This is a genomic window from Rathayibacter sp. AY1D2 (genome assembly GCF_002932695.1).
Taxonomy (GTDB): Bacteria; Actinomycetota; Actinomycetes; order Actinomycetales; family Microbacteriaceae; genus Rathayibacter.
In genome coordinates, this window is sequence record NZ_PSVX01000012.1 from 46,594 (window position 1) to 70,573 (window position 23,980).

Below are 23,980 nucleotides of genomic sequence, written 5' to 3' on the forward strand. Positions count from 1 at the left end.
CGATCCTCTCTCCCGGCGGGAGGCGGACCGGGCGGATCCGCCCGGCCGCCGGCGCTACGCCGGGACGCGCACCGTCAGCCCGCCGGGCTCGATCCAGGTGCGGAACGCCGAGGTCGAGCCGAACGGGTCTCCGTCGAGCTCGATCTCCTGCGCGTGCTCGAGGCGGACCGTGAGGTCGCGGCCCTTCACGTACCGCAGGGCCGACACCTCCTTGGTCAGGCCCATCAGCTTCTTGCCGACGACGCCGCTGCGGCGGAGCACGCCGTTCTCCCACACCACCTTGAAGATGATCTGCACCCAGCCGAAGAAGCCCTCGGGGCGCAGCAGGACGATGTCGAACTCGCCGTCGTCGACGGCCGCGTCCGGCAGCAGGAGGATGTTCGCCGGCAGGGCGCCGCAGTTGCCCACGATGATCGTGTGCGCGTGCACCTTGCGGGTCTTGGAGCCGTCGAGGCGGTAGCGGAACTCGAGCTGGTTCTTGTCGAGCAGGGCCTTCCGCAGCGCGTCCACGTAGGCGAGCCAGCCGGCCCGCTTCTTGAGGTCGTCGTCGGTGTTGGCGAGCATCTTCGCGTCGATCCCGAGGCCCGCCATCACGACGTAGGCGTGGCGGTCGCGGCCCGTGGAGGTCTCGATGTCGATCATCCCGACGTCGACCGCCCGGTCCTGTCCGGAGAACGCGACGGTCAGGGAGTTGTCGATGTCGTCGAGCGTGAGGTTCAGGTTGCGGGCGAGCAGGTTGCCGGTGCCGGAGGGCAGCAGCGCGAGCGAGGCGTCGGAGCCGCGGAGGGCCTCCGCCACGACGCGGACCGTCCCGTCGCCGCCGGCCGCGATCACGACGTCGGCGCCCGCGGCGAGGGCCTCCTTCGTCTGACCGGCTCCGGGGTCCTCGACGGAGGTCTCGTACCAGAGCGTCTCCTCCCAGCCGGCGGCCTCCTCGGCGCGCTTCACAGCGGCCTTCACGGACTCCAGGTCGACCTTGACGGGGTTGTAGACGAGGGCGGCGCGGCGGCGCTCAGGCATCGTCGCGGCTCTCGTCGAGCTCGTCGCCGTTCTCGTCGACACGGCCCGGTCGCACGGCGGCGTCCTCGCGGATGTCGATGCGGGTGTCGCCGGCCTCGGTGGTGGAGACCTCGATGCGCGGGGCCGCGTCGGCCTCCGTCGCCTTCGGGGCGCTGGTCAGCTGGTCGTGGCGGTCGTCCGCGCTCTGGTCGGTCATGCCTGGACGGTAGCAGCGGGCGATCCGCGCCCGCGCGGGCTTGCGTCAGCGGCTGCGTGCCGCCTGAAGACCCCAGAGCACGAGCGGGATCTGGAGCGGGAGGCGCAGCAGCGTGATCACCCGGGTCCGGGGCCGACGGGCGTCCCGCGCCATCTGCACGTTGCCGGGGAGGACGGCGGCCATCAGGGCGGCGGAGGCGAGACCGCCGGCCGCGCGGGTCCGCGGGTGCAGCGTCGCGGCCGCGCAGACCAGCTCCGCCGCTCCCGAGACGAGGACCCATCCGCGCGCCGAGCCGGGCATCCCTCGCGGGACCACCGCGTCGAAGGTCCGCGGGTGCACCAGGTGGACGACTCCCGAGACCGCCATCGCCGACACGAGCACGAGCGGGCCCGCGCCCAGGCCGCTCATCGGCCCTCCGCCCCGCGCTCGAGCGGAGCGACGTGGTCGAGGATCCGGCGCCACTCGCGCACCAGCGCCAGCCGGCCGGCTCCGTCGACCGTCACGGTGCGCGCCCGCGCGAGGCGGCCGCGGTACCAGCGGCCGTCCTCGGCGCTCGCCACCGGGTCCGCGTCGCCGTGGACCAGGAGCGTCTCGGCGGTCACCCGGTCGAGGTCGTCGGCCCAGGAGCCGTCGCGGAGGGCCGCGAGGTCGGTCGCGGCGCCGCTCGGGCCCTGCCGCCAGCCCTCGGCGAGCATCCGCTCCAGCCGGTTGCGCAGTCCGCCGTGGGTAGTGAGCACCGGGTCGTCGGAGTCGATCCCGAGCGCGTCCAGGCCCGGCTGCGTCTGCGGGAGGGCGGCGGCGATCGCGTCGGCGTCCTCCCCGCGGAGGGTCTCGCGCCGCTCCCACGCGCTGGTGGGGTGCACGATCACGCCGGCCCGCGGGGGCGCGGGGGTGCCGACCAGCGCGAGGCGGTCCACGAGGTCGGGGTGCCGGGCCGCGAGCGAGAGCGCGAACGCGCCGCCGGAGCCCCAGCCGACCACGCCGACGCTGCCGAAGCGGGCGCCCTCGACCATGCGGGCGGTGCGCTCGGAGCGGCGCAGGTACTCGGCGAGGTCGTCCGCGCGGTCCTCGACGCGGCCGTGAGCGGCGTCGACCGGGTCCGAGGCGCCGTAGCCGGGGCGGTCGAGGATCAGCAGGTGCAGGCCCCAGGGGCCGGTGACAGTGGGGTCGGGGTCGAAGCCGCCGGCTCCGGGAGTGGGGTGGCAGAACACCACCAGCCGGTCGGCGACGGGATCGCCCGCCGCCGAGACGCCCATCCCGCGGCCGGACCGCAGCTCGAAACGGTGGTTCGCCATGTCGCCTCCCGGGTGCGCCGAGGGTCGGCGCGTCGCCCCCAGTCAAGCGGAGACGGCGGCCCGCGCGCTGGGCCTTGTGCCGGAGCGGGAGCAGTCGGACGCGTCCGGAGCGGGCGTGCTCGATGCGGGTGGTGCGACCGTCGTCAACCCCGGTGACGCACCCTCCGCCGTCCGGTGGACTGGACGGTCCCTCGAGGAAGGACCACCCGTGATCCGCACAGCACTGCCCGCGACCGTCGACGACGTGGAGCTCGACCCGGTCGGCGACGACGGCTGGCGTGTCCGCGCCCGCACCGAGGACCCGCGGGAGCCGGAGGCCGTGCTCGGCTTCATCACGCCGGTCGACGGCGGCTTCGAGGCGCACCGCCTCGGGCTGCCGCAGGAGGACGTGACCTGCCCGTCGCTCGAGGACGCGCTCTCGAGGTACGTCGCCGAGGAGCCGCTGCCCGCGTGGATCCGCACCGCCCGGACGGAACCGCGCACCGGCTTCCTCGGCGAGCGGGAGGTCGTGGTCGGCACCCCCGAGGCCGAGGGGGCGGGCCTCCTGGTCGTGCACGTCGACGGCGAGCTCGCCGGGCACGTCGTCGCGACCACCCCGATCGCCTTCGTCGCCGAGCGCGGCGACCTCCCGCCCCTCGTCGTCGAGTCGATGGACGGGCTCCTCGCGCTCGTCTCGGGACTGCGCCGGTAACCCCTGCCCCCCGCGGAGGTCGACCCCCGTGGCAGGCGGCCGGCGGCCGCCTAGCGTGCTGGGAGCGGGTCGGCACCGGCTCCGCTCCGTGCTGCCGCGGATGATCGAGCAGGGGCGGGGCAGCGTGATCAACACCTCCTCCGTCGCCGGGCTCGACGGCGCCCCGGGCCTCAGCCCCTACGTCGCCTCGAAGCACGGGGTCGCCGGGCTCACCAAGAGCGCGGCCCTCGAGGTCGCGGGCACCGGCGTCCGGGTCGACTCGATCCACCCGTCGCCCGTGAACACGCGGATGATGCGCTCGATCGAGGCGGGCGGCGGCGACGCTGAGAAGCAGCGTGCCGCCTACGAGGCCGGGATCCCGCTCGGACGCTGCGCCGAGGCCTCGGACATCGCCGCGCTGGTGCTCTTCCTCGCCTCGGACGAGAGCTCGTTCGTCACGGGCGCCCAGTACCGGATCGACGGCGGGATGGGCGCCGGGCAGTAGCGGCGCGGGCCGGGCCGCGGGCGGGAGCCGTCGACGCCGACGCACCGTCCGTTCACCCGATGTCCACGTGACGCCGCGGAGGAGGGGAGCGAGGATGGGGGCGTGTCCCGTCGCCTCCTCCTTCCCGTCGCCGGCGTCCTCGCCGCGGCCCTCGCCGCCGGCGGGCTGACGCTCCTCGTCTGGACGATCGACGAGACGCCGTTCGCACGGCCCGACGCCGGCTTCGACCGTCTGACGAGCGAGGTCGCCGCGGTGCCCGGAGTCTCCCTCGACGGCGCCGAGCGCTGGGTCGAGGCGCCGGCGTTCGGCCCGCCGACCTCGTGGGTCGGGGTCGCGGTCGAGGAGCCGGCGCTCGCCGACGCCCTCGCGACGGCCTGCGCGACCGAGTACGCGGATCCGGTGCTGTGGTCGTTCCGGGCGACGTCCGCAGGCGGGAACACCCTCTCCTTCGCGGGCGCGGAGGAGCCGACCGCCGCGTGCCCCGCTCCCGCTGTCGACGCGTCGGCCCTGCTCGAGCGGATCGACGGGCTCGGCCGCGACCTGGAGCTGCACGCGTCGCTCCGCGAGGGGTCCTTCGCCCTCGACTCCTTCGAGGACGTCTCCGGCGGGTTGCCCGCGCTGCTCCCGATCGTCCGGGCGGCGGAGGACCTGCGGGACGCTGCGGGCGCGGAGCGGGGCGCCCCGGTCGAGATCTCCGGTCCCTGGGCCGCGATCACCGTCGGTCCCGGCGAGCAGGAGCGGACCGCCGCGCTGCTCACGACCCTCGTCGAGGAGCACGGCGTCACCGCCTACTGGGCGACCGAGGACGGCCTGCGGATCGTCGCGCCCGACGGCGGGCACGCCGCGATCGAGGCCGCCGTGCGCGACTCCGGGCTGCCGGTGGCCGACCGGTCCCTGCGCTTCGAGGCCGACGAGTCCTGACGCCGGGCGGCCGTGAACGGGTGCGGCCTGGCTCAGACCTCGGTGGCGGGTGCTCGACGGGCTCCCCGGCTCACGACGGGAGGCACCTCCAAGACGGGGACTGCACGCTTCATGAACCGGTCGAAGTCCGGAACAGTGAACGCGGCGTACCCGTGCTCGGGAGTGAACAGGAGCCCCATCCCGATCAGCTCCGCGCGGACCGATCCGAGCTGAGTGGACGCGCGCTCCAGAAGCGCCGCGACGTCGCCCGCTTTCTGGGGCTCTGGTCCGAGCTCCGCCATGGCTCGCATGTACGCGGTCTGAAGTGGACTCGCCCGATCGAGTCGCACGCGGAAGAAGGAGCTGTCCAGCTTCGCCTCGTAGGCCTCCCTCGCCAGTTCGACGTCCTCCCGGTGGATGCGATCGTTCTCAGCCACCGTCCAGACCTGGTAGCCCAGTTCCTGGATGAAAGAGGGGTATCCGGTCGTGATCTCGACTACGAGTTCAACAGCGTCGTCGTCGTAGACCGCGCCCTCGGCCGCTGCCGGCTCTCGGAGAGCCGCTACCGCTTCGTCGTGATCGAGCGAGTCGATCCGCGGAAAGGTGAAGAGCCGCTCGGCGTACGATCTCGCATCGCCCACCAGCTCGGCGATCTGCGGAAGACCGGCACCGACGAACGTGACGGGGAGGCTCCGCTGCACGGTCTTGTGGATGGCTTGGATGAGCGCTTCGAGCTGCGGTGAGTCGAGGAACTGGACCTCGTCGATGAGCAGGACGATCCCCTCGCCCTGTTCGGCCGCCGCTTCACCCACAGCGACGAGGACGTCCGTCAGGTCCAGTCCGAGATCCCGATGATCGGCCACTCCTTCTGCCGGCGGTACATCCCATCCAATGGACCACTCGCCGTCCGCTCCGACAGACACCGCGAAGGCGCTCAAGACCGCGGCGGCGTGCCTCCCGCGGTCGGTCCATCTCGCGCGGGGGGACAGGCGGAGGAGTGCCGCCTTGAGCTGGGATGCCAGCACCTGGCGGAACCGGCCCTCGTCGTGCTTGACCGCCTCGAACTCGATCACTTCCCCGTTCTCCTCCTGGGCGATCGTCCGGAAGCCGTTGAGAAGGACCGTCTTTCCGACGCCCCGCAGCCCCGTGATGATCATCGACTGGTTCGTGCGGCCCCGTCGCAGGCGCGTCAGCAGGGTGCGGAACGCCTGGGTCTGCTCGTCTCTGCCGATGAGGATCCCCGGTCGCGCTCCCGCATTCGGCGTGTAGGGATTGTCGACGGCATCCATACGGGCCGGTTCAGGAGTCTTACTGTGCTTTATCCAGATCGAGTGAAGCGCAGTAAAGCCATCGAACGGCGCCCGTCACGCGCGCCAGGCCGCCAGCTCCTCCGCAGCCGCCAGGACGCGGTGGGTCGGCGAGAGGTCGAGGACGCGCGCGCCTGAGCGCCTGCGAGGCCCGGATCCCGCCTCCTGGACCCGCGACCCAGGGAACGCTGGCAGGATGTACGGGACGGTCGGTGCGCGAGAGCGCGCCGCACGGACGGCACCGCCCGCTGAGAGCGGCCCCGCCCGGCCCCGTCCCGCACACCTCCACCCGCTCCCGACAGCGCTCACAGCGCCGGAGCGACACATCACCGCGGCCCGACCGGGCGCGCGGTCGGACCCTGCGCCGCGCGCCCGCGTCCAGCCACTCCCTCCCGGAAGAACCGCATGAGAAACGCCAGAACCGCCAAGCCCGCCCGCCACCACCTCGAGCTCCCCAAGCCCAAGCCCCTCGAGAAGGGCGCCATGCGGATCACCCCGCTCGGCGGCCTCGGCGAGATCGGCCGCAACATGACCGTCTTCGAGCACAAGGGCAAGCTGCTCATCGTCGACTGCGGCGTCCTCTTCCCCGAGGAGAACCAGCCCGGCATCGACGTGATCCTCCCCGACTTCGCCGCGATCCGCTCGCGCCTGAAGGACATCGAGGCCATCGTCCTCACCCACGGCCACGAGGACCACATCGGCGGCGTGCCCTACCTCCTCAAGGAGCGCGGCGACATCCCGATCATCGCCTCGACCTTCACCCTCGCGCTGATCAGCGCGAAGCTGCAGGAGCACCGCATCACCCCGCGCACGCGCCCGGTGAAGGAGGGCGACCGGATCGACGCCGGCGTCTTCGACCTCGAGTTCCTCGCCGTGAACCACTCCATCCCGGACGGGCTCGCCGTCGCGATCCGCACCGAGGCCGGCCTCGTGCTGCACACGGGCGACTTCAAGATGGACCAGTTCCCGCTCGACGGGCGCACCACCGACCTCCCCGGCTTCGCGCGCCTCGGCGACGAGGGAGTCGACCTGTTCCTGGTCGACTCCACGAACGCCGACGTCCCCGGCTTCGCGATCTCGGAGGGCGACCTCGCCCCCGCGATCGACCAGGTGTTCCGCACCGCGCCGCGCCGCATCGTCGTGTCCAGCTTCGCGAGCCACGTGCACCGCATCCAGCAGGTCCTCGACGCCGCGCAGCGCCACGGCCGCAAGGTCGCCTTCGTCGGCCGCTCGATGGTCCGCAACATGGGCATCGCCGCCGACCTGGGCTACCTCAAGATCCCGGCCGGCCTCGTCGTCGATATGAAGGTGCTCGAGAAGCTCCCCGCGACCGAGATCGTGATGATCTGCACCGGTTCGCAGGGCGAGCCGATGGCGGCGCTCTCGCGCATGGCCAACAAGGACCACATCATCGACATCGGCCCCGGCGACACCGTGCTGCTGGCCAGCTCGCTGATCCCCGGCAACGAGAACGCGATCTACCGGATCATCAACGCCTTCACCCGCTGGGGCGCCACCGTCGTGCACAAGGGCAACGCCAAGGTGCACGTCTCGGGTCACGCCAGCGCGGGCGAGCTCGCCTACTGCTACAACATCCTCCGCCCCACCGCGGTGCTCCCCGTGCACGGCGAGTGGCGCCACCTCACCGCGAACGCGGCGATCGCGACCCGCACCGGGATCGACGAGAAGGACGTCTTCGTCATCGAGGACGGCGTCTCGATCGACCTGGTGAAGGGCCGCTCGCGCATCAGCGGGCGCATCCCGGCCGACCAGATCCTGGTCGACGGCACCACGATGGGCGTCGCCACCGAGGACGCGATGAACGACCGCATCGTCCTCGCCGAGGAGGGGGCCATCACGGTCCTCGCCATCGCCGACCTCGACCGCGGCACGCTCGGCGAGCCGGTCGAGTTCTTCACCCGCGGCTTCGTCGAGGAGCCGGGCTGGAAGGCCAACGCGAGCAAGGCGATCGACGACGCCGTCCTGCAGGCCGCGGGCAAGCCGGTCGAGCTCGAGGCCATGGAGGCGCTGATCACGCGCACCCTCGGCCGCTGGCTGACCCGCCGCCACCGCCGGAACCCGGTCATCACCACCATCGTCGTCGAGGAGTAGGCGCATTCCACGCCGGCCTCCGCCTCCGCTACCCCCTGCCCCGCGAGGCGCGGGCGGAGCAGAGTGGGAGGGTCGGCAGGTCGCCGACGCGAAGGGAGAGCGCCATGAGCACCGACCGCACCACGGGTGAGGACACCGAGAAGACCGAGGACCTCCCCGACGGCACCGGGACGGACACCTCCTCCGGTGGCGGCGACACCGACACCGTCTCCGGCGGCGAGCCGGACGAGCCCGCCGAGTAGGGCCGTGAACGACGAAGGGCGGGACCGCGAGGTCCCGCCCTTCGTCGTTCCGCCGATCAGATCAGCGGGCCGTCGCTCTCGCTCGAGCGGCGGGTGACCTGCTCGCCGCTGGCCGGGTCGACGGCCGAGCGCGTGGTCGAGACGGCCTGGCGGCGGCGCGTCAGCAGGACCAGCCCGAGGATCAGGCCGACCGCTCCGGCCGCCATGAGGATGTAGCCGACCAGCTTCAGGTCGATCCCGGACACCTGCACGTCCACCGCGAAGGCGAGGACCGCGCCGACGACGAGGAGGAAGATCCCTGCTCCGATGCTCATTGCGTGCTCCTTCTGACTGCCGCCGGAGCGCGCGCGGGAAGCGCGCAGGGGCACCGGCGATCGCCCCACGGTAGACCTCGGGTCCGGCGGCCCCCAGGCCTTCCGGCGGGAGCCTCCGGGGGTGTAGGGCGGTGCCGGGTCAGCGGTCGGAGACGCGGAGCATCACGCGGGTGCGGTCGGCGCGGGTGACCAGGCCCTCGATCAGGAGGAACACGCGGTACTCGAGCCGGTACTTCGCCAGGAACACGCGGCCCAGGCGCCCCACCTCGCCGGGGTCGGCGTCGATCTCCGCGGCGGCCTCGACCGGCACCGCGTAGTCGGAGACGCGGCCGCGGCGGTCGCAGGGGACGAGGGTCACCCGCGCGTCGTTGCGGAGGCGCTTCACCTTGCCGCTGCGGCGGGGAGTGGTGACGATCAGCTCGTCGCCGTCGCGGGCGATCCAGACCGGGGTCGAGACGGCGTCCCCGGACTTCCGGAACGTGGTGAGCGAGACGAAGCGCTCGTCGGCGAGAGCGGAGAGGTCCTGGGAGAGGGGCATGTCCGAAGTAGAGCGGCCGGGAGCGGTCACCGCAAGCCTCCGTGGCACCTCGATCCGCCCCCGTAGGGTGGAGTGATGACCGACGCGACGCCTCTGATCGGCCCGACCGAGGCGCCTGATCTGCACGTGATGACCTACAACATCCGCCGCCGCATGCCGCGCCTCACCTCCCGCGCCGTCGACCAGTGGGACCGGCGCCGCCCGCTCGTCCAGCGGGTGCTGGAGCAGGAGCGCCCCTCGATCCTCGCCGTGCAGGAGGCGCTGCCGGACCAGTCGGCCGCCGTGCACGAGGCGCTGGGCTCCTCCTTCGAGGCGATGGGCTTCGGCCGGGACGCGGACCGCGGCGGCGAGCGCGTGATGCTCTTCGTCGACCGCAGCCGCTACGCCGTCCGGCACTGGACCCAGATCGCCCTCTCGGACACCCCGGACGTCGCCGGCTCGCGCAGCTGGGGCAACCGCATCCCGCGCACCGCCGTGATCGCGGAGCTGACCGATCACGCGACCAGCCGCGAGCTCACCGTGATCTCGACCCACTTCGACCACATCTCGCGGCGCTCGCGCCAGCGCTCCGCCGAGCTGATCGCTCGCCGCGTCCTCGAGCTCGGACGCCCCGCGATCGTGATGGGCGACACCAACACCGACGTCGACACCGTCCCCTACCGGACGATCCTCGAGGAGGGCCGCCTCGCGGACGCGTGGGAGACGGCGGAGAAGCACCTCACCCACTCGTGGAGCACCTTCTCGAACTACCGCGCGCCGGCGCCGGGCAAGCGGATCGACTGGCTGCTCGTCAGCGAGGGCGCGTTCGAGGTGGTCTCCGCCGGGATCAACGCCGTCCGCTACGGGGGAGCGGCGCCCTCCGACCACGAGCCGGTCCAGGCCGTGCTGCGCTTCACGAGCCCGTGAGCGGCTCCGCCCTCGTCGAGACCTTCCTCGAGCCCCCGCGCACCCGCGGGGAGTGGACGGCCGACGGCATCCGCGCGATCGGGGCGGCGAGCATCGTGGCGGCCGCGATCGGCTGGGACCTGGTCGACGTGGCGGTGCTCGCGCTCGCGGCGATCGGGCTGGTGCTGCCGCGCTTCCTCGGCATCCGTCCGGCGCTCGACGCCCTCTTCGGGCTCGCGCTGCTCGTGGCGTCCTGGAGCAGCGTCCTCGGCCTCTACGAGGCCTGGCCGCAGTGGGACCTGGTCGTGCACTGCGTGCTCAACGGGCTGATCGCCGCGGTGGCCTACATCGTCGCCGCGCGGGCCGGAGTCGTGCCGGCCGTCGCGGGCGATCGCGGGCCGCTGCTCCCGGCGGTCGTGCTCTGCGCCTGCTTCGGGACGACGGCGGGCGTCCTGTGGGAGTGGGGCGAGTGGGCGGGGCACCGCTTCATCGACTCCTCGATCTTCGTCGGATACGAGGACACGCTCGGCGACCTCGCCGCAGGTGCGCTGGGCTCGATCCTCGCCGGCGCGCTGATGCGCTTCTGGTCCGCGAAGTCCCGGGTGGTCGCACCGCGCGCCTCGCGCGGCGTCGGAGGTGCGGCGTAGCCTGTCCCGCATGTGCGGCCGCTTCGCGATGGACTCCGAGACCGATGAGCTGATCCGCGAGTTCGTCGCCGCGGGCGGGCGCGCCGAGGACTGGGCGCCCGACTACAGCGTCGCTCCCACCGACGTCGCGCCGATCGTGCGCGAGCGGCTCCACGACGGCGAGCGGGAGCGCGAGCTGGAGCTCGCGTCCTGGGGCTTCACCCCGTCCTGGTCGAAGGGCAGGGGGCCCTCGCCGATCAACGCGCGCCTCGAGTCGGTCGCGACGAACGGCCTGTTCCGCGGGGCGTTCGCCAAGCAGCGCGCGATCGTGCCGATGCGCGGGTACTACGAGTGGGAGACCCGCGCCGACGGCAAGCAGCCCTGGTTCCTGCAGGGCGAGGAGCCGATCCTCGCCGCGGCCGGCCTCTACACGGCCCGCAAGGAGGGCGACGACTGGCGCGTCTCCTTCACGATCATCACCCGCGAGGCGCGCGACGCCTCCGGCGAGGTGCACGACCGGATGCCCGTGTTCCTCACGCCCGACGTGCGCGACGCCTGGCTCGACCCGGCTCCGCTCGCCTCCGCCGAGGAGATGCTCGCCACCCTCGACCGGGCGTCCGTCGCGATGGCCTCGACCGTCACGGCCCACCCGGTCGACCGCCGCGTGAACAACTCCCGCACGGTCGACCGCCGCGACCCGGACCTGCTGACGCCGGTCGCCTGATGCCGTTCGCTCGGTAGGCGCGGGACGATCCGCGCGGTCAGCGGAACCTCCGGGCAAGGGCGGACGACGGGTGGTGGGCGGACCGGAGAGCACGGGAGGGGCGGAGCCGCGGCCCCGCCCCTCCCGGGCGTCCTACTTCGTGCCGGCGTGACCCGGGAACGGCTTGCCGTTCAGCGAGACCTCGTCGGGGTCGACCTCGACGTCGCCCACGTCGTCCGGGCCGCCCGTGCCGGGCACGGCCTTCACCTCGGCCGAGCCGGAGACCTCGGTGCGGCTCTCCGCCGGGTCCGAGTCCTGCTTGGCCTCGGTCTCGCGCTCGCTGCCGGGCGACTCCGAGATGTCCTTCTCGATGGTCTCGCTCTCGGAGGAGGTGGCGGGCGCCGCCCCGTCCGGCTTGCCGATGGTCGAGCCCTGGTCGTCCTGCTCCGTGCGGTCCTGGTCCATGTCGTCGCCTTTCGTCGGGACCTCCGACGCTACGTCGGGGCGCGCGCGGGGGCACCCGCTTGACAGCCCGGCCGGGGGAGGGCGGCGTGCAGGGTCGACGTACTACCCTGGGTCGACGGTCGCACCGGGGGGCGCGGCACACCCGCCGCCGACCGCGAGGAGGACCCGTGGCATCCCACCGGACAGGCGACACCCGCATCGTCGGGACGACGGTCGACGGCCGGTACACGATCGAGGAGCTCATCGGCCGCGGCGGCATGGCCACGGTCTACCGGGCGCGAGACGGCGTCCTCGGCCGCTCCGTCGCGCTGAAGATGTTCGCCCCCGGCATCGACGACGCGCAGGACCTGCAGCGCAAGGCGTCCGAGATCCGGCTGCTCGCGGCCCTCAACCACCCCGCCCTCGTCACCCTCTACGACGCGCACGACGGCGGCGACGACACCAACGGCCAGGCCTACATGGTCATGGAGCTCGCCGAGGGCCCGAGCCTGTCCGAGCGGCTCGCCGAGGGCCCGGTCGCGCCGAACGACGTCGCCTCGATGGCGGGCGACCTCGGCGAGGCCCTGCACACGGTCCACGCGGCCGGAGTCGTGCACCGCGACGTGAAGCCGTCGAACGTGCTGCTCGTCCCGAGCCCGCTGACCAGCCGCGAGTTCCGCCCGAAGCTGGCCGACTTCGGCATCGCCTCCCTCATCGACGCGACGCGGATCACCGCGCCCGGCACCCTCATCGGCACCGCCGCCTACCTCAGCCCCGAGCAGGCGCACGGCGACCCGGTCACCTCGGCGAGCGACATCTACTCCCTCGGCCTGGTGCTCCTGGAGTCGCTGACCGGTCGCCGCCCGTTCACGGGTTCGGCGATCGAGGTCACGCTCGCCCGCCTGCTCCGCGACCCCGAGGTCTCGGAGTCGCTCGGCAGCGGCTGGACCTCGCTCCTGACCGCGATGACGCGGCGCGAGCCCGGCGAGCGTCCCGCCGCGCTCCAGGTGGCGGAGTCGGCACGCCGCCTGATCGATCCGCGGCGCGACTCCCCGCCGGCGGCCATCGTCGTCCCCGACGTCCCCGCCACCCGGGTGATGTCGACGGAGCCGCTGGCCGAGACCGAGCCGATCACGCGGACGGAGGCGCTCGATCCGACCCGCCGGCTCGCGGCCGACGCGTACCCGGCCACGGAGGCGATCGCTCCGACGCAGCGCTTCACCGCGACCGAGCGGATCGCTCCGGCGCCGCGGACCGCTCCGGCGCCGCAGACCGCTCCGTCGCCGCGCACGGCTCCGCTCCGCCCCGCGGCCGCCCCTCCGCAGCGCCGCGGCCCGAGCCCGTGGCTGATCGTGCTGGTGCTCGCGCTGGTCGCGGTCGCCGTCGGGCTCGCGATCATCCTGATCGACGGTCCCCAGTCGCCACTGCCGCAGGTGGACGGCGAGCTGGGCGACCACCTCCGTCAGCTGCGCGAGAGCATCCGCTCGTGAGGGGCCTCCGACTGCGCGCCGCCGGCGCCGTGCTCGCCTCGGTCCTGCTGCTGAGCGGATGCTCCTCCGCGCCGCAGGGCATCGACGAGGGCACCGCCCAGACCCTCGACGACGCGGTGGTGGCCGTCGCCGAGAAGGCCTCGGCCGACGACTACCAGGGCGCTCTCACCGAGCTCGCCTCGCTGCAGTCGGCGCTCGACGCCGCGCTCGCCGAGGGCTCGGTCAGCTCCGACCGCGCAGCGACGGTGCAGGCGCAGGTCGACGTCGTCCGCGGCGACCTCGAGGCCCTGATCGCGGGAGCCCCGGAGCCGGCGCCGGCCGAGACGACCGCCCCGGCTCCCGAGGAGACGACCCCGGTCGAGGAGGAGCCGGAGGACACGCCGGCCCCCGTCGAGACCGAGGACGACCCCGCCCCCTCGCCCGAGGAGTCGGAGCCGGAGGAGACGCCGACCGAGCCGGAGGAGCCCGCGGAGGAGACCCCGGCCGCTCCCGGCGAGGACGCTCCAGGGAACAGCGGGGACGCTCCGGGGAACAGCGGCGACGCACCCGGGAACAGCGGGAACGCTCCCGGCAACGGCAACGGCAACGGCAACGGCAACGGCAACGCGGGCGGCAACGGCAACGGCCCCGGCGCTCGCGGTGCGGCGACCGGCGTCGGCGCCCCCGCGGGCAGCGGTGCCGCACCCGGGGCCGCGAAGGGCCCCGGCGGCCGCTAGAGCGCTACTCCTGCGTCGAGAGCACGGCGAACGCGGCGTCGAGCTCGACGTCCACGTCCGTGCCGTCCTCGCGGGTGACCTCCACCTCGAAGGCGTGGTCGGCGTCGTCGCTGCGCTCGGCCTCGGTGACGGTCCCGGAGCCGACGGCGCCCAGCGCCGCCTCGCTCGCGCGGGCGAGGTCGTCGCCGGTGAGGTCGTCCGGGTCCACCGCGGCGGCGGTCGGGTCGCCGGCAGGCACGCCGTCTTCGCCCGAGCCGGCCTGGAGGGCGCGGTCGTCGGGGTCGACGGACACGACGGCGAAGGAGTCGTCGAGGCGCACCTCGTACTCGAGGCCGTCGCGGTCGGTCAGGTCCAGCTCGTAGCCGGTGGCGCCGTCGTCGTCGCGCTCGGCCGAGGTGACGGTCCCGCCGCCGATCTCGGCGAGCGCTGCCTCGCTCGCGCGGTCCAGGTCGCTGCCGGTGAGGGAGTCGGATCCCTCGAAGCCGTCGGTCGCGGCGTAGGCGATGCCCGTCCCGGCTCCGATCAGCACGACCGCTCCGGCGATCCCGGCGATGATCTTCGTCTTCTTCTGCACGATGGCTCCGTCCCGGCGCCGCTCGTCGACGCCTCCAGCACTCTCGCGGTCGGGCGCTGAAGCGAGCCTGAAGCGCCCGCTCAGCGGACGAGCGGCACCCGTACCTCGACCCGGGCGCCGCCCAGCGCCGAGTCGCCGACGACGACCCGTCCGCCGTGGGCCCGGGCGATCCCGGCGACGATCGCCAGGCCGAGGCCCGACCCTCCGGCGTCGCGCGCCCGGCCCTCGTCGAGGCGGACGAAGCGCTCGAGCACCCGCTCGCGCTCCGCCGCCGGGATCCCCGGCCCGTCGTCGTCCACCGCGAGCACCGCCTCCGCTCCGTCGATCCGGGTCGAGAGCGCCAGCTGCGAGGAGCGGTGCCGCACCGCGTTGTCGACCAGGTTCCGCAGCGCCCGCGAGAGCAGGGCCTCGTCGGCCACCGCCTGCACGGGCGAGATCCCGCTCGCGTCGACCCGGGCTCCGGAGTCGCGCAGGCGCCGCACCTCGCCGAGGGCGAGATCGTCGAGGTCCACGGGAGCCGCCGCCACGGCCAGGCGCGCCTCGTCCGCCCGGGCGAGCAGCAGCAGGCCCTCGATCAGCCCGCCGAGCCGCACCGACTCCTCCGCGACCGTCCTCGCCAGCCGGGCGGAGTCGAGCCGGTCCGGGTGCGCGAGCGCCACCTCCGCGGTCTGACGCAGCGCCGCGACGGGGGAGCGCAGCTCGTGCGAGGCGTCCGAGACGAAGCGCCGCTGCCGCTCCTGCCCGCTCTGCAGCCGATCGAGCATCCGGTTGAGGGTGTGCGCCAGCCGGTCGACCTCGTCGCCGGAGCCGGGAGCGGCGATCCGGCGGTCCAGGGCGGAGGAGGTGACCGCCTCGGCCTCCTCGCGCATCCGCTCCACGGGGCGCAGCGCCCGGCCGACGACGACGGCGCACACCACCGCCACCAGCGCGATCAGCAGCGGGACGGCGACCGCGAGCAGCCCGATCGTCGTGGACACCGCCTCCTCGCGGCCCTCGTCGGGCACGCCGACCACGACGAGGGAGTCGTCGTCGAGCTCGCGGGCGGCGACCACCACCGCCCCCTCGTCGTCCACGTCGACCGTGACCGTGTCGTCGCTCTCGGCCAGCGCGAGCGGAGGGAGGTCCTCCGCGTCCTCGCCCGCGGCGGTCACCCGCCCGTCGACCACGAGCTGGACCAGTCCCTCCGAGCCGCGGACGGCCTCCGGGCCGCCCTGCTCGACCAGCGCCGCGACCCGCTCCGCCTCGGCGTCGGCGGCGGAGGCGGCGCTCGAGGCGAGCACGGAGGAGAGGATCAGGACGAAGAGCACGCTCCCGAGGAGCGCGGCGGCGGCCACCACGGCGGTCGCGGCCGCGGTGATGCGGGTCCGCAGGCTCCGGCGGCTCACCCGGCCACCAGCGTGTAGCCCGCCCCGCGCCGGGTGCGGAGGGTGTCGCGACCGAAGGGCCGGTCGATCTTGTTGCGCAGGGTGCGGACGTAGACCTCGACGATGTTCGGGTCGCCGTCGTAGTCGAAGTCCCAGACGGCTCCGAGGACGTCGCGTTTCGAGACGACCTCGCCCGCCCGCGAGACGAAGTACTCGAGGACGCTGAACTCGCGCGCGGTCAGCGGCACGGCGACTCCGCCCCGCTCGACGCTCCGGGACGCCGGATCCAGCACGAGATCGCCGACGACGCGCACCGTGGGCCGCTCGGCGGCTCCGCGGCGGATGAGGGCGCGCAGCCGCGCGACGAGCACCGGGAACGAGAACGGCTTGGTGAGGTAGTCATCGGCGCCGGTGTCGAGGGCCTCGACCTGGTCGAGGTCGCCGTCCTTCGCGGTGAGCATCAGGATCGGGGTCCAGTCCTCGGCGGCGCGCAACCGCTCGCAGACGCGGAAGCCGCTGACGTCCGGGAGCATCAGGTCGAGGACGATGGCGGCGTAGTCGGCCTCCTGCGCGTACCAGAGGGCGTCGGTGCCGGTGGTGGCGGTGTCCACGGCGAAGCCCTCGGCCTCCAGGCCCGTCTCGAGGGCGCGGAGCAGGTTGATCTCGTCGTCGACGACCAGGATGCGGATGGCGGCCTCCCCGGGCTCGGCGCGCGGGGGCCCGCGCGAGCCCAGGCTAGCCGCGGCCCCGCTGAAGCCCGCCTGAAGCGCCGACGGACCACCGCGTCCCGCCGAGGCGCCGGCTCCCCGCCGGGACACCGGCCGGAGCGCGGTGTCCCGGCGGGACGCGCGGCGCCCGGGCGCGAGCGCGGGTCACTCGTCGCGGTCGGTGTACTCGCCCTCGCCCTCGGCGGAGGTGCCCGCGGCGCTGGTGTCGACGTAGCTGCCCTTGTCGGCGGTGCTCTGCTCGTTGACCGAGGTGTCGACGTAGCTGCCCTCGGCCTCGCCGGCGGTGTGCGAGACGCCCTCCGTCGAGGTGTACTCGCCGCCCTCGGTGTCCTCGGTGCTCGTGCCCTCGGCGACGTGACGGCCGTGGCCGGCGGTGTGCTCGTCGTGACCCTCGTGGTGGTCGTGGTGCTCGTGACCCTCGTGGTGCTCGTTGTCGTGGTCGTGGTGGGCCATGGCGGCCTCCTCGCTTCGTCGCGTCGGTGCGCGGTCGGATCGGCCGCGCTCGCTCCGAGACTTCTGCATCGGGGGCGGGGGTGCAAGACGTGGCGGCTGCACATCCGTGCCGCGCAACTCCTACCGGCGCCGGATCCGCCCGCCTAGCCTCCGAGGATGAGCAGACCCCCTCGCACCCGCTGGAGCGTCATCGGCCAGCTCGGACCGGCCTTCGACGACGGCGGTCCGATGCTGCTGGTCGAGGCCCGATCGGCGTTCGGGCGCCGCCCGATGCACCGCGCCAAGGCGCAACTGCTGCTGTCGGCGCTCCGCCACCGCGCCCGCGAGCTCGGGGACCGCGCCGAGTACGTCCGCTCCGAGACCTTCGGCGAGGCCCTCGCCGGGCGCGACGACCTCGAGGTGATCGACCCGCCCACCCGCGGCGGCCGCCGCCTCGCCCGCAGGCTCGGCATGAGCGTTCTGCCCAGCCGCGGCTTCATCACGGCCGAGGAGGACTTCCGCGAGTGGGCGCTCTCCCGCTCGGGCAAGCGCCTGCTGCTGGAGGACTTCTACCGGTGGAGCCGCGAGCGCACCGGCGTGCTGATGCGCGGCGACCAGCCCGAGGGCGGCCGCTGGAACTACGACCACGACAACCGCCAGCCTCCGCCCAAGGGCGCCTCCCGGCTCGGCCTGCCCGACCCGTGGTGGCCGGAGGAGGACGACATCGACGAGGAGGTGCGCGCCGACCTCGCGCGCTGGGAGGCCGAGGGGGCGGTCCGCCTGGTCGGCGCCGACGGTCCGCGCCGCTTCGCCGCGACGCCCGCCGAGGCCGAAGCGGCGCTCGCCGACTTCGTGTCGTCGCGCCTGGGCGACTTCGGGACCTACGAGGACGCGATGCTCTCGGGCGACTGGACGATGGCGCACTCGCTGCTCAGCGCCCCGATGAACCTCGGCGTGCTCGATCCGCGGACGGTCGTCGAGGCGGCTGAGGCGGAGTACGCCGCCGGGGGCGCGCCGATCGCGGCGACGGAGGGGTTCATCCGCCAGATCCTCGGCTGGCGCGACTACGTCTGGAACCTGTTCTGGCACCTCGGGCCGGAGTACCGGAACCGCAGCCGCGCGCTCGGCGCCTCCACGCCGCTGCCCGCCGAGCTGCTCGCTCTCGACCCGAGCGGCATCGAGGCGAACTGCCTGCACGAGACGCTCGACGACGTGCACCGGCACGGCTGGGCGCACCACATCCAGCGCCTGATGGTGCTCGGCAACTGGGGACTGCAGCGGGGGTGGGATCCGGCGGAGCTCAACGACTGGTTCGTGGACGTCTTCGTCGACGGCACGGAGTGGGTGATGCCGGCGAACGTGATCGGGATGTCCCAGCACGCCGACGGCGGCGTCGTCGCGACGAAGCCGTACGCCTCGGGCGGCGCCTACATCAACCGGATGTCCGACTACTGCGGCGGCTGCCGCTTCGACCCGAAGGTGCGCCTGGGCGAGAACGCCTGCCCGGTGACCGCCGGGTACTGGGCCTTCCTCGACCGGGCCGAGCCGGTCCTCCGCGGCAACCACCGGATGGCCCAGCCCCTCGCGGGCCTGCGCCGCCTCGCGGACCGCGAAGCGGTGGTCGACCAGGAGCGCCTGCGCGAGACGTACTGACGCGGGGCCGGCGGCACGCCCGCCGCTACTCCGCGCGCACGAAGCGCGACACGGTGACCGCGACCGTCACCGCGGTCGTCCCCTCCACCGCCGCGAGCCGCGCGTCCAGCGCCTCGGGATCCACGTGGTGGGCACTCGGCCCCATCAGCACCTCGGCGCGCAGCTCGTCGACGCTCATGAGCACCGTCGTGTCCAGCTCGGTGCGCTCCTCGAGCGCGAACCCCGCCAGCTGCTCGTCGAGCCGCTCCGCCTTGCCGGCGTCGATGCCGAGCATCCCGAACCGCTCGCGGATCTCGTGCAGGTGCCTCTCGCGCGGAGTGACGAGGACGGCGACGCCGCCCGGACGGAGCACCCGCCGCATCTCCGGGGCGTTCCGCGGCGCGAAGACGGTGAGCAGCGCGTCGGCGGAGGCGTCGGCCAGCGGGAGGGGCTGCCAGAGGTCGGCGGTCGCGATCGCCGCCCGGGGGTGCGCGCGGGCGGCGCGGCGGGCGGCCGGGGCCGAGAGGTCCAGGCCCAGCCCGTCCGCCGCCGGATGCGCCTCGAGCACGGCCGCGAGGTACGCCCCGGTGCCGCAGCCGAGGTCGACCACGAGCCGCGCGTCGGCGGGGACGGCCGCGGCGACCGCGTCCTGGATCACCCGGTAGTGGCCGGAGCCGAGCAGGTCGGCGCGGGCCTGCACCATCGCCGCGGTGTCGCCCGAGGTCGCGTGCCTCCCGCGCAGCAGCGAGGCGTAGCCCTGACGCGCGAGGTCGGCGCTGTGCCCGAGGGGGCAGCGGAGCGAGGAGGGGCGGGGCAGCGCATCGGGGGCGAGCGCGCCGCCGCAGACCGGGCAGGCGAGGGCGGGCAGCACCGTCGATCCGGGTCGGGCGGCCGGATCGAACGCGCTCACTCCGCTCCGGGCGCGCGCGCCCGCATGGCGGTGACCGCCGCGTTCAGCGTCGCGATGGTCGGCACCGCGAACAGCGCCCCGGCGAGCCCGGCCACCTCGAGCCCGGTCGCGACTCCGAGCACCACGGCGAGCGGATGCACCTTCACGGCGGTCCCGAGGATGAGCGGCTGCAGCACGTGCCCCTCGAGCAGGTGCACCAGGATCACGACGCCGACCATCACCAGCGCGGCGACGGGCCCGCTGAACAGCAGAGCGACCAGTGCGGCGAGCGCACCGGTCACGATCGCACCGAGGATCGGGACGAACGAGCCGAGGAACACCACGATCGCGATCGGCACGACGAGCGGCAGCTGCAGCGCGAGCGCGCCGATGCCGATGCCGACGGCGTTGATCCCGGCGACGCCGAGCTGCGCGATCACGAACTGGCTGAGGGTCCGCCAGCCGGCGGCGCCGCCGCGCTCCATCGCGGGGCGCGCGCGGCGGGGGAGGAGGCGGAGGAACCAGTGCCAGATCCGGCGGCCGTCGAGGAGCAGGAAGATCAGCGAGAACAGGGTGAGGAGGGTCCCTGCGAAGACCTCGGCCAGCTGGGAGCCGACGGCGAGGGCGCCGGACGCGATCGTCGACGCCTGCGCGTCGGCCCAGTCGACCGCGCGCTGCGCCCAGTCCGAGAGCTGCACGTCCGAGAACGACAGCGGCGGGCTCCGCAGCCACGCCTCGACGCCGTCGACCGCGTCGAGGGCGCGCTGCCCCACTCCGCTGAAGCCGGAGCGGGACTGCACGACCACCAGCCCGACGAGGCCGGTCAGCAGGAGGAGCATCAGGACGATCGAGACCAGGACCGCGAGCGGGCGGGGTAGCCGCAGGCGCTCGAGCCGGTTCCGCAGCGGAGTGAGGAGCGCGGTGAGCAGCAGCGCGATCAGCACCGGCACGACGATCACGGGCAGCAGCGAGACGAGGCGCACGAGGAGGTAGAGGAGCCCGGCGACGGCGAGGAAGCGCCACGACCAGGCGGCCGCGATCCGCATCCCGGTCGAGACGTCGCCCGAGGCGTCGTCCGGCGAGTCCGAGGGGGCCGGAGCCGGGACCGCTGCCGGGGGAGCGGCGTCCGCAGGCGGGGTCGTCGCCGTGCCGTGCCGCTCGTCGCGCGCTCGCCGTCCCCGCATGACCCCTCCGATCCTCTCGCAGTGTACGGCCGAGCGGCCGTCCGGGACCGGGAGGGAGCCCGGGGGCGCCGCGCCTGGCCGGATCAGGGCACCGGATGCACCGGCAACGGCTCGTCCGGAGGGCGGAACGCGCCGGATCGCGCCGTCTCCGCCCCGTTCCCCGCCTCGGCCGCGGGAGGCCGGTCCGCGCCGGTAGCGTCGCGCGGGTCGATGCCGAGCGAGGAGGGCGACGGATGCTGGAGGCGGTTCTCGCGATCGCCGCGTGGTGCGCGGGCGCGGTGCTCGGCGTCAGCGGCGCCCTGAAGCTCGGCCGCACGGAGCGGTTCCGGGCGAGCCTCGAGGCGCTCGGGGTCCCCCTCCTCCTCCGGCGCCGCGGCTGGTTCGCGGCCGCCTTCCCCGTCGTCGAGATCGCGCTGGGCGCCGCGGTGGTGCTGGCGCCCGCTCCGGAGCACCGTGCCGCCCTCGTGCCGGTGGCGCTCCTCGACGCCGTGTTCCTCGTCGTCGCCGTCCGCGCCGTCCGCGCGACGGAGGACGTCGACTGCGAGTGCTTCGGCGGGCTGGGCTCGGCGCGGATGACCGGACGCACCGTCGCGAGGAACGCGGTGCTGCTCGCGCTCGCGGTAGCCGGGGCGCTCGGCGGGCTCGCTCCGGCCGCGCTGCTCGGCGGCGGCGGTGCCTCGGCGGCGGCGTCCGGGCTCGCCGCCGCTCTCGCCGCGGTCTCGCTCGTGCTGGTGCGCGACCGCCGTGCGGCGTCGACGGCCGCTCGCGTCCGGGCGGCCGCCCGCCTGTCCGCAGCCGACAGGGAGTCCGCGCCGGGGCCCGCGCATGAGGGCGACCTCTCGGCCGCCGACCTCGCGTTCGTCACGGTGGCCGGCGAGCTCCTGACGCTCGAGGAGCTGTCCCGCCCGGCGACGCACCTCGTCTTCTTCTCGCCCTCGTGCGCCGCCTGCCACGAGCTCGTCGAGCGCTTCCGCTGGTGGCCCCACGGCCTGCGCCCGGGCGAGGAGCTGCTGCCCGTCCTCCTCGGCAGCCGCGAGGACTTCGCGGTGCACGCCGTCTACGGGCCGCTCGTCGACCACGCCCTCTACGATCCGGAGGGCCGGGTCGCCGCCGTCCTCGGCCGAGCCGGGACGCCGGGCCACGTGCTGCTCACGCCCGAGCGTCCGCTCGGCGACGGCTGGACCTCGGGAGCCGCGTCGATCGAGGCGCGCGTGCTCCGGCCCGGGTTCCTCGCCGAGCTGCAGGCGGGCGGCCCGGACCCGGCTCCGGCGGCCGGCGGCGCGGTACCGGCGGGGTGACGGCGGCCGGCGGGCGGAGCGGTGCCGCCGGGCTCACGACGACCGATCGACGGCGGCCGGGCTCAGCGGCGCTCGAACTCGCCGGACATCGAGCCGTGCACGGGGTGGGCGGGATCGTCACCGACGGCGCGGGCGGGATTGTCGATCTCGACGGCGCGGGGCGGGGGCTCCTCGTCGCTCGCGTCGAGGCCGAAGCCGTCCTCGAGTAGTTCCTGGGCGATGCGGCTCGAGAGGCCGCTCCTCTCGCCCGGTCCGGGGTCGCTCTCCGGGTCGACCGGGGCGGCGAACGCCTGCTCGAGTCCGGACGCCGGCATCCCGGCGTCGTCGATCGAGTCGGCTCGTCCGTCGGAGGGTCCTCGTGCAGGTCTCGGCATGCGCCCGAGCGTAGAGGACAGGCCCCTGAAGGTCGACGCTCCGTCGCGCACTGCCGGGCCGCCCGCGCGCCGGGTCAGTCGTGCAGCGACCAGGAGTGGGGAGCGACCTGGACGCCGCCGATGGTCGCCGTCTGGTCGCCGATGTTCAGCGCGAGCCGCGCGGTGCGTCCCTCCGGGCCCTCCGCCACGAGCAGCACGGCGGTGTTGGAGAGGTCGACCGTGCGGGTGCTCGCGCCGACCAGCCACGGGTTCCGTCGGCGGAACGCGACGACCTCCTGGTGGGCGCGGTAGGCCTCTCCGCCCGGCCACTCGGCGGGATCGGCCGGGAACTCCGGGCGGATCGCGTCGTCGCCGCCGATCCGCTCCTCCTTGACGCCGCGCAGGCCCCGCTCGTCGCCGGAGTAGATGCTCGGCACGCCGGCGACGAAGCCGAGGATCGCCGTGGCGTGGCCGTGGTGGCGCTCGTCGCTGACGGCGCTGGCGATCCGGGTCACGTCGTGGTTGCCGACGAAGGTCAGGGGCAGGAACTCGCGGACGAAGTCGTCGTGGCGCTTCAGGGACCAGGCCAGCTCGAAGAGGTTCGCCTCCTCGAGGGAGTTGCGGACGGCCTTCCAGAGCTCGTACTGCGTGACCGAGTCGAGCCCGGACTCCCGCACGTAGCCGGTGTAGTCGCCGTGGATGACCTCGCCGACGAACCACGCGTCGGGGAAGCGCTGCCGCACCGGGTCGATCGCCGCGTGCCAGGCCGCCGGCGCGACCGCGTACGCCGCGTCGAGCCGCCAGCCGTCGATGCCCCGCTCGAGCCAGTGCGCGAGCACGGACGACACGTGCTCCGCGACCTCGGGGTTCCCGTTGTCGAGCTCGACCAGGGCGTCGTGCCCCTCGAACACGTCGACGCGGAGGCCGTCGACCTCCTGCGACCGCTCGCTGCGGGAGAAGCGCGCCGCCTCGGGGGAGCCCTCGCCGGCCGCGACCGCGGCACGCCACCAGGGGTGCTCCCGTCCCACGTGGTTGAAGACCCCGTCGAGCAGCACCCGGATCCCGCGCTCGCGGCACGCGGCGATCAGCGCGTCGAGGTCTGCCTCGTCGCCGAGGCGGGGATCGACCCGGAAGTGGTCGACCGTGTCGTAGCCGTGGGTGGAGGAGGCGAAGACCGGCCCCAGCAGCAGCCCGTTGCAGCCCAGCGCCAGCAGGTCGTCGAGCCAGGGGAGCAGGGCGCGGAGGCGGTGCTGCGGCCCGTCGTCCGGACCCGGACCCTCCGAGGCGCTCACCTCGGCGCCCGTGAAGCCGAGCGGGTAGACGTGCCACCAGATCGCCGTCGAGATCCAACCGTCCGTCTGAGCCATCGTGGCCGTCCTCCCGGCCCGCTCGGGCGCGGGCCGCCGTCACTGTAGCGAGGCGGGCTGGGCCGGAGCCGCGCCCGCTCACGAGCCGGGCCGCAGGGCGGCGATCCAGGCCAGCACGGCGAGGCCCGCCCGCACGGAGGCGGGTGCCGTGACGGTGCAGACGAGCAGCGCGAGAGCCGCGCAGGCGAGCCCGGCC

The 23,980-nt window shown here is 74.4% G+C and carries 28 protein-coding genes; 12 read left to right on the top strand and 16 right to left on the bottom strand.

Features of this window, described 5'->3' with window-relative positions; genetic code table 11:
* Nucleotides 1–54: 54 nt before the first annotated feature.
* Genes C5D04_RS04910 through C5D04_RS04925 form a run of 4 tightly spaced genes read right to left on the bottom strand, consistent with a single transcriptional unit; the run spans nucleotide 55 to nucleotide 2,511 of the window.
* Nucleotides 55–1,020, bottom strand: coding sequence for a diacylglycerol kinase family protein (locus C5D04_RS04910; protein ID WP_104267189.1), 966 nt, complete (start codon nucleotides 1,018–1,020; stop codon nucleotides 55–57).
* A complete protein-coding gene (locus C5D04_RS04915) occupies nucleotides 1,013–1,216 on the bottom strand; it encodes a multidrug transporter (protein ID WP_104222930.1) in 204 nt (67 codons plus the stop codon). The genes C5D04_RS04910 and C5D04_RS04915 overlap by 8 nt, the downstream gene beginning before the upstream one ends.
* Before the next feature lie 45 nt (nucleotides 1,217–1,261).
* A complete protein-coding gene (locus C5D04_RS04920) occupies nucleotides 1,262–1,624 on the bottom strand; it encodes a hypothetical protein (RefSeq protein WP_181068405.1) in 363 nt (120 codons plus the stop codon).
* Nucleotides 1,621–2,511, bottom strand: coding sequence for an alpha/beta fold hydrolase (locus tag C5D04_RS04925; RefSeq protein ID WP_104347322.1), 891 nt, complete (start codon nucleotides 2,509–2,511; stop codon nucleotides 1,621–1,623). The genes C5D04_RS04920 and C5D04_RS04925 overlap by 4 nt, the downstream gene beginning before the upstream one ends.
* A 208-nt stretch (nucleotides 2,512–2,719) precedes the next feature.
* On the opposite strand from C5D04_RS04925, the gene C5D04_RS04930 reads away from it, so the two are divergent.
* From C5D04_RS04930 to C5D04_RS04940, 3 genes are all read left to right on the top strand, one after another.
* Nucleotides 2,720–3,202: a hypothetical protein gene (locus C5D04_RS04930; RefSeq protein ID WP_104226109.1), complete on the top strand. Its 483-nt coding sequence runs from the start codon at nucleotides 2,720–2,722 to the stop codon at nucleotides 3,200–3,202.
* An 88-nt stretch (nucleotides 3,203–3,290) separates the two neighbouring features.
* Entirely contained in the window at nucleotides 3,291–3,686 is a 396-nt protein-coding gene (locus tag C5D04_RS04935; protein WP_258068834.1) for an SDR family NAD(P)-dependent oxidoreductase, read from the top strand.
* Between the two features lie 102 nt (nucleotides 3,687–3,788).
* A complete protein-coding gene (locus tag C5D04_RS04940; protein ID WP_104233057.1) occupies nucleotides 3,789–4,607 on the top strand; it encodes a hypothetical protein in 819 nt (272 codons plus the stop codon).
* A 32-nt stretch (nucleotides 4,608–4,639) separates the two neighbouring features.
* Here C5D04_RS04940 and C5D04_RS04945 read toward each other — a convergent pair whose 3' ends face one another.
* Nucleotides 4,640–5,875 (bottom strand): ATP-binding protein, encoded by a 1,236-nt coding sequence (locus tag C5D04_RS04945; RefSeq protein WP_104347323.1) that lies wholly within the window; start codon nucleotides 5,873–5,875, stop codon nucleotides 4,640–4,642.
* A 423-nt stretch (nucleotides 5,876–6,298) separates the two neighbouring features.
* Here C5D04_RS04945 and C5D04_RS04950 point away from each other — a divergent pair, with 423 nt between their 5' ends.
* Entirely contained in the window at nucleotides 6,299–8,005 is a 1,707-nt protein-coding gene (locus tag C5D04_RS04950) for a ribonuclease J (RefSeq protein ID WP_104222925.1), read from the top strand.
* Nucleotides 8,006–8,109: 104 nt separating this feature from the next.
* Nucleotides 8,110–8,247 (top strand): hypothetical protein, encoded by a 138-nt coding sequence (locus tag C5D04_RS18130; RefSeq protein ID WP_159940924.1) that lies wholly within the window; start codon nucleotides 8,110–8,112, stop codon nucleotides 8,245–8,247.
* Between the two features lie 56 nt (nucleotides 8,248–8,303).
* Here the strand turns inward: C5D04_RS18130 and C5D04_RS04955 are convergent, their stop codons facing one another.
* Both C5D04_RS04955 and C5D04_RS04960 read right to left on the bottom strand, forming a co-directional pair.
* Complete coding sequence (locus C5D04_RS04955; protein WP_104222924.1) at nucleotides 8,304–8,561, bottom strand: DUF6458 family protein; 258 nt, start codon at nucleotides 8,559–8,561, stop codon at nucleotides 8,304–8,306.
* Nucleotides 8,562–8,700: 139 nt separating this feature from the next.
* Nucleotides 8,701–9,099 carry a PPOX class F420-dependent oxidoreductase gene (locus C5D04_RS04960; protein ID WP_104233059.1) on the bottom strand — a complete coding sequence of 133 codons (399 nt, stop codon included), beginning with the start codon at nucleotides 9,097–9,099 and terminating at the stop codon, nucleotides 8,701–8,703.
* A gap of 75 nt (nucleotides 9,100–9,174) precedes the next feature.
* Between C5D04_RS04960 and C5D04_RS04965 the strand changes: the two genes are divergently transcribed.
* The 3 genes from C5D04_RS04965 to C5D04_RS04975 are packed head-to-tail and all read left to right on the top strand — an operon-like array spanning nucleotide 9,175 to nucleotide 11,334.
* Nucleotides 9,175–10,005: an endonuclease/exonuclease/phosphatase family protein gene (locus C5D04_RS04965; RefSeq protein ID WP_104233060.1), complete on the top strand. Its 831-nt coding sequence runs from the start codon at nucleotides 9,175–9,177 to the stop codon at nucleotides 10,003–10,005.
* A complete protein-coding gene (locus C5D04_RS04970; RefSeq protein WP_104233061.1) occupies nucleotides 10,002–10,631 on the top strand; it encodes a hypothetical protein in 630 nt (209 codons plus the stop codon). The genes C5D04_RS04965 and C5D04_RS04970 overlap by 4 nt, the downstream gene beginning before the upstream one ends.
* 10 nt (nucleotides 10,632–10,641) lie before the next feature.
* Entirely contained in the window at nucleotides 10,642–11,334 is a 693-nt protein-coding gene (locus C5D04_RS04975) for an SOS response-associated peptidase (protein WP_104347324.1), read from the top strand.
* A gap of 132 nt (nucleotides 11,335–11,466) precedes the next feature.
* Here C5D04_RS04975 and C5D04_RS04980 read toward each other — a convergent pair whose 3' ends face one another.
* Nucleotides 11,467–11,778, bottom strand: coding sequence for a hypothetical protein (locus tag C5D04_RS04980; RefSeq protein WP_104222919.1), 312 nt, complete (start codon nucleotides 11,776–11,778; stop codon nucleotides 11,467–11,469).
* A gap of 167 nt (nucleotides 11,779–11,945) precedes the next feature.
* Here C5D04_RS04980 and C5D04_RS04985 point away from each other — a divergent pair, with 167 nt between their 5' ends.
* The gene (locus C5D04_RS04985; protein ID WP_104317295.1) at nucleotides 11,946–13,247 is read left to right on the top strand and encodes a serine/threonine-protein kinase; all 1,302 of its coding nucleotides are present in this window, start codon (nucleotides 11,946–11,948) and stop codon (nucleotides 13,245–13,247) included.
* On the top strand, nucleotides 13,244–13,963 hold the full coding sequence (locus tag C5D04_RS04990) for a hypothetical protein (RefSeq protein WP_104347325.1): 720 nt from the start codon (nucleotides 13,244–13,246) through the stop codon (nucleotides 13,961–13,963). The genes C5D04_RS04985 and C5D04_RS04990 overlap by 4 nt, the downstream gene beginning before the upstream one ends.
* Nucleotides 13,964–13,967: 4 nt before the next feature.
* Here C5D04_RS04990 and C5D04_RS04995 read toward each other — a convergent pair whose 3' ends face one another.
* The 4 genes from C5D04_RS04995 to C5D04_RS18135 form a co-directional block, all read right to left on the bottom strand.
* The gene (locus tag C5D04_RS04995) at nucleotides 13,968–14,537 is read right to left on the bottom strand and encodes a PepSY domain-containing protein (protein ID WP_104347326.1); all 570 of its coding nucleotides are present in this window, start codon (nucleotides 14,535–14,537) and stop codon (nucleotides 13,968–13,970) included.
* An 80-nt stretch (nucleotides 14,538–14,617) separates the two neighbouring features.
* Nucleotides 14,618–15,922: a cell wall metabolism sensor histidine kinase WalK gene (locus tag C5D04_RS05000; protein WP_104347327.1), complete on the bottom strand. Its 1,305-nt coding sequence runs from the start codon at nucleotides 15,920–15,922 to the stop codon at nucleotides 14,618–14,620.
* Nucleotides 15,919–16,590, bottom strand: coding sequence for a response regulator transcription factor (locus C5D04_RS05005; protein WP_104222956.1), 672 nt, complete (start codon nucleotides 16,588–16,590; stop codon nucleotides 15,919–15,921). Before C5D04_RS05005 ends, C5D04_RS05000 begins: the two co-directional genes overlap by 4 nt.
* 183 nt (nucleotides 16,591–16,773) lie before the next feature.
* A complete protein-coding gene (locus C5D04_RS18135) occupies nucleotides 16,774–17,082 on the bottom strand; it encodes a hypothetical protein (RefSeq protein ID WP_181027115.1) in 309 nt (102 codons plus the stop codon).
* Between the two features lie 156 nt (nucleotides 17,083–17,238).
* Here C5D04_RS18135 and C5D04_RS05015 point away from each other — a divergent pair, with 156 nt between their 5' ends.
* Nucleotides 17,239–18,714, top strand: coding sequence for a cryptochrome/photolyase family protein (locus C5D04_RS05015; RefSeq protein ID WP_104246940.1), 1,476 nt, complete (start codon nucleotides 17,239–17,241; stop codon nucleotides 18,712–18,714).
* Nucleotides 18,715–18,739: 25 nt separating this feature from the next.
* Here C5D04_RS05015 and C5D04_RS05020 read toward each other — a convergent pair whose 3' ends face one another.
* Nucleotides 18,740–19,603 carry a methyltransferase domain-containing protein gene (locus C5D04_RS05020; RefSeq protein ID WP_104347328.1) on the bottom strand — a complete coding sequence of 288 codons (864 nt, stop codon included), beginning with the start codon at nucleotides 19,601–19,603 and terminating at the stop codon, nucleotides 18,740–18,742.
* The gene (locus C5D04_RS05025) at nucleotides 19,600–20,766 is read right to left on the bottom strand and encodes an AI-2E family transporter (protein ID WP_104347329.1); all 1,167 of its coding nucleotides are present in this window, start codon (nucleotides 20,764–20,766) and stop codon (nucleotides 19,600–19,602) included. The genes C5D04_RS05020 and C5D04_RS05025 overlap by 4 nt, the downstream gene beginning before the upstream one ends.
* Before the next feature lie 233 nt (nucleotides 20,767–20,999).
* Between C5D04_RS05025 and C5D04_RS05030 the strand changes: the two genes are divergently transcribed.
* Nucleotides 21,000–22,064 carry a MauE/DoxX family redox-associated membrane protein gene (locus C5D04_RS05030; protein ID WP_104347330.1) on the top strand — a complete coding sequence of 355 codons (1,065 nt, stop codon included), beginning with the start codon at nucleotides 21,000–21,002 and terminating at the stop codon, nucleotides 22,062–22,064.
* Between the two features lie 62 nt (nucleotides 22,065–22,126).
* Here the strand turns inward: C5D04_RS05030 and C5D04_RS05035 are convergent, their stop codons facing one another.
* Nucleotides 22,127–22,438: a hypothetical protein gene (locus C5D04_RS05035; RefSeq protein WP_146083689.1), complete on the bottom strand. Its 312-nt coding sequence runs from the start codon at nucleotides 22,436–22,438 to the stop codon at nucleotides 22,127–22,129.
* A 74-nt stretch (nucleotides 22,439–22,512) separates the two neighbouring features.
* Entirely contained in the window at nucleotides 22,513–23,784 is a 1,272-nt protein-coding gene (locus C5D04_RS05040; protein WP_104347331.1) for an alpha-amylase family glycosyl hydrolase, read from the bottom strand.
* Between the last annotated feature and the right edge of the window lie 196 nt (nucleotides 23,785–23,980).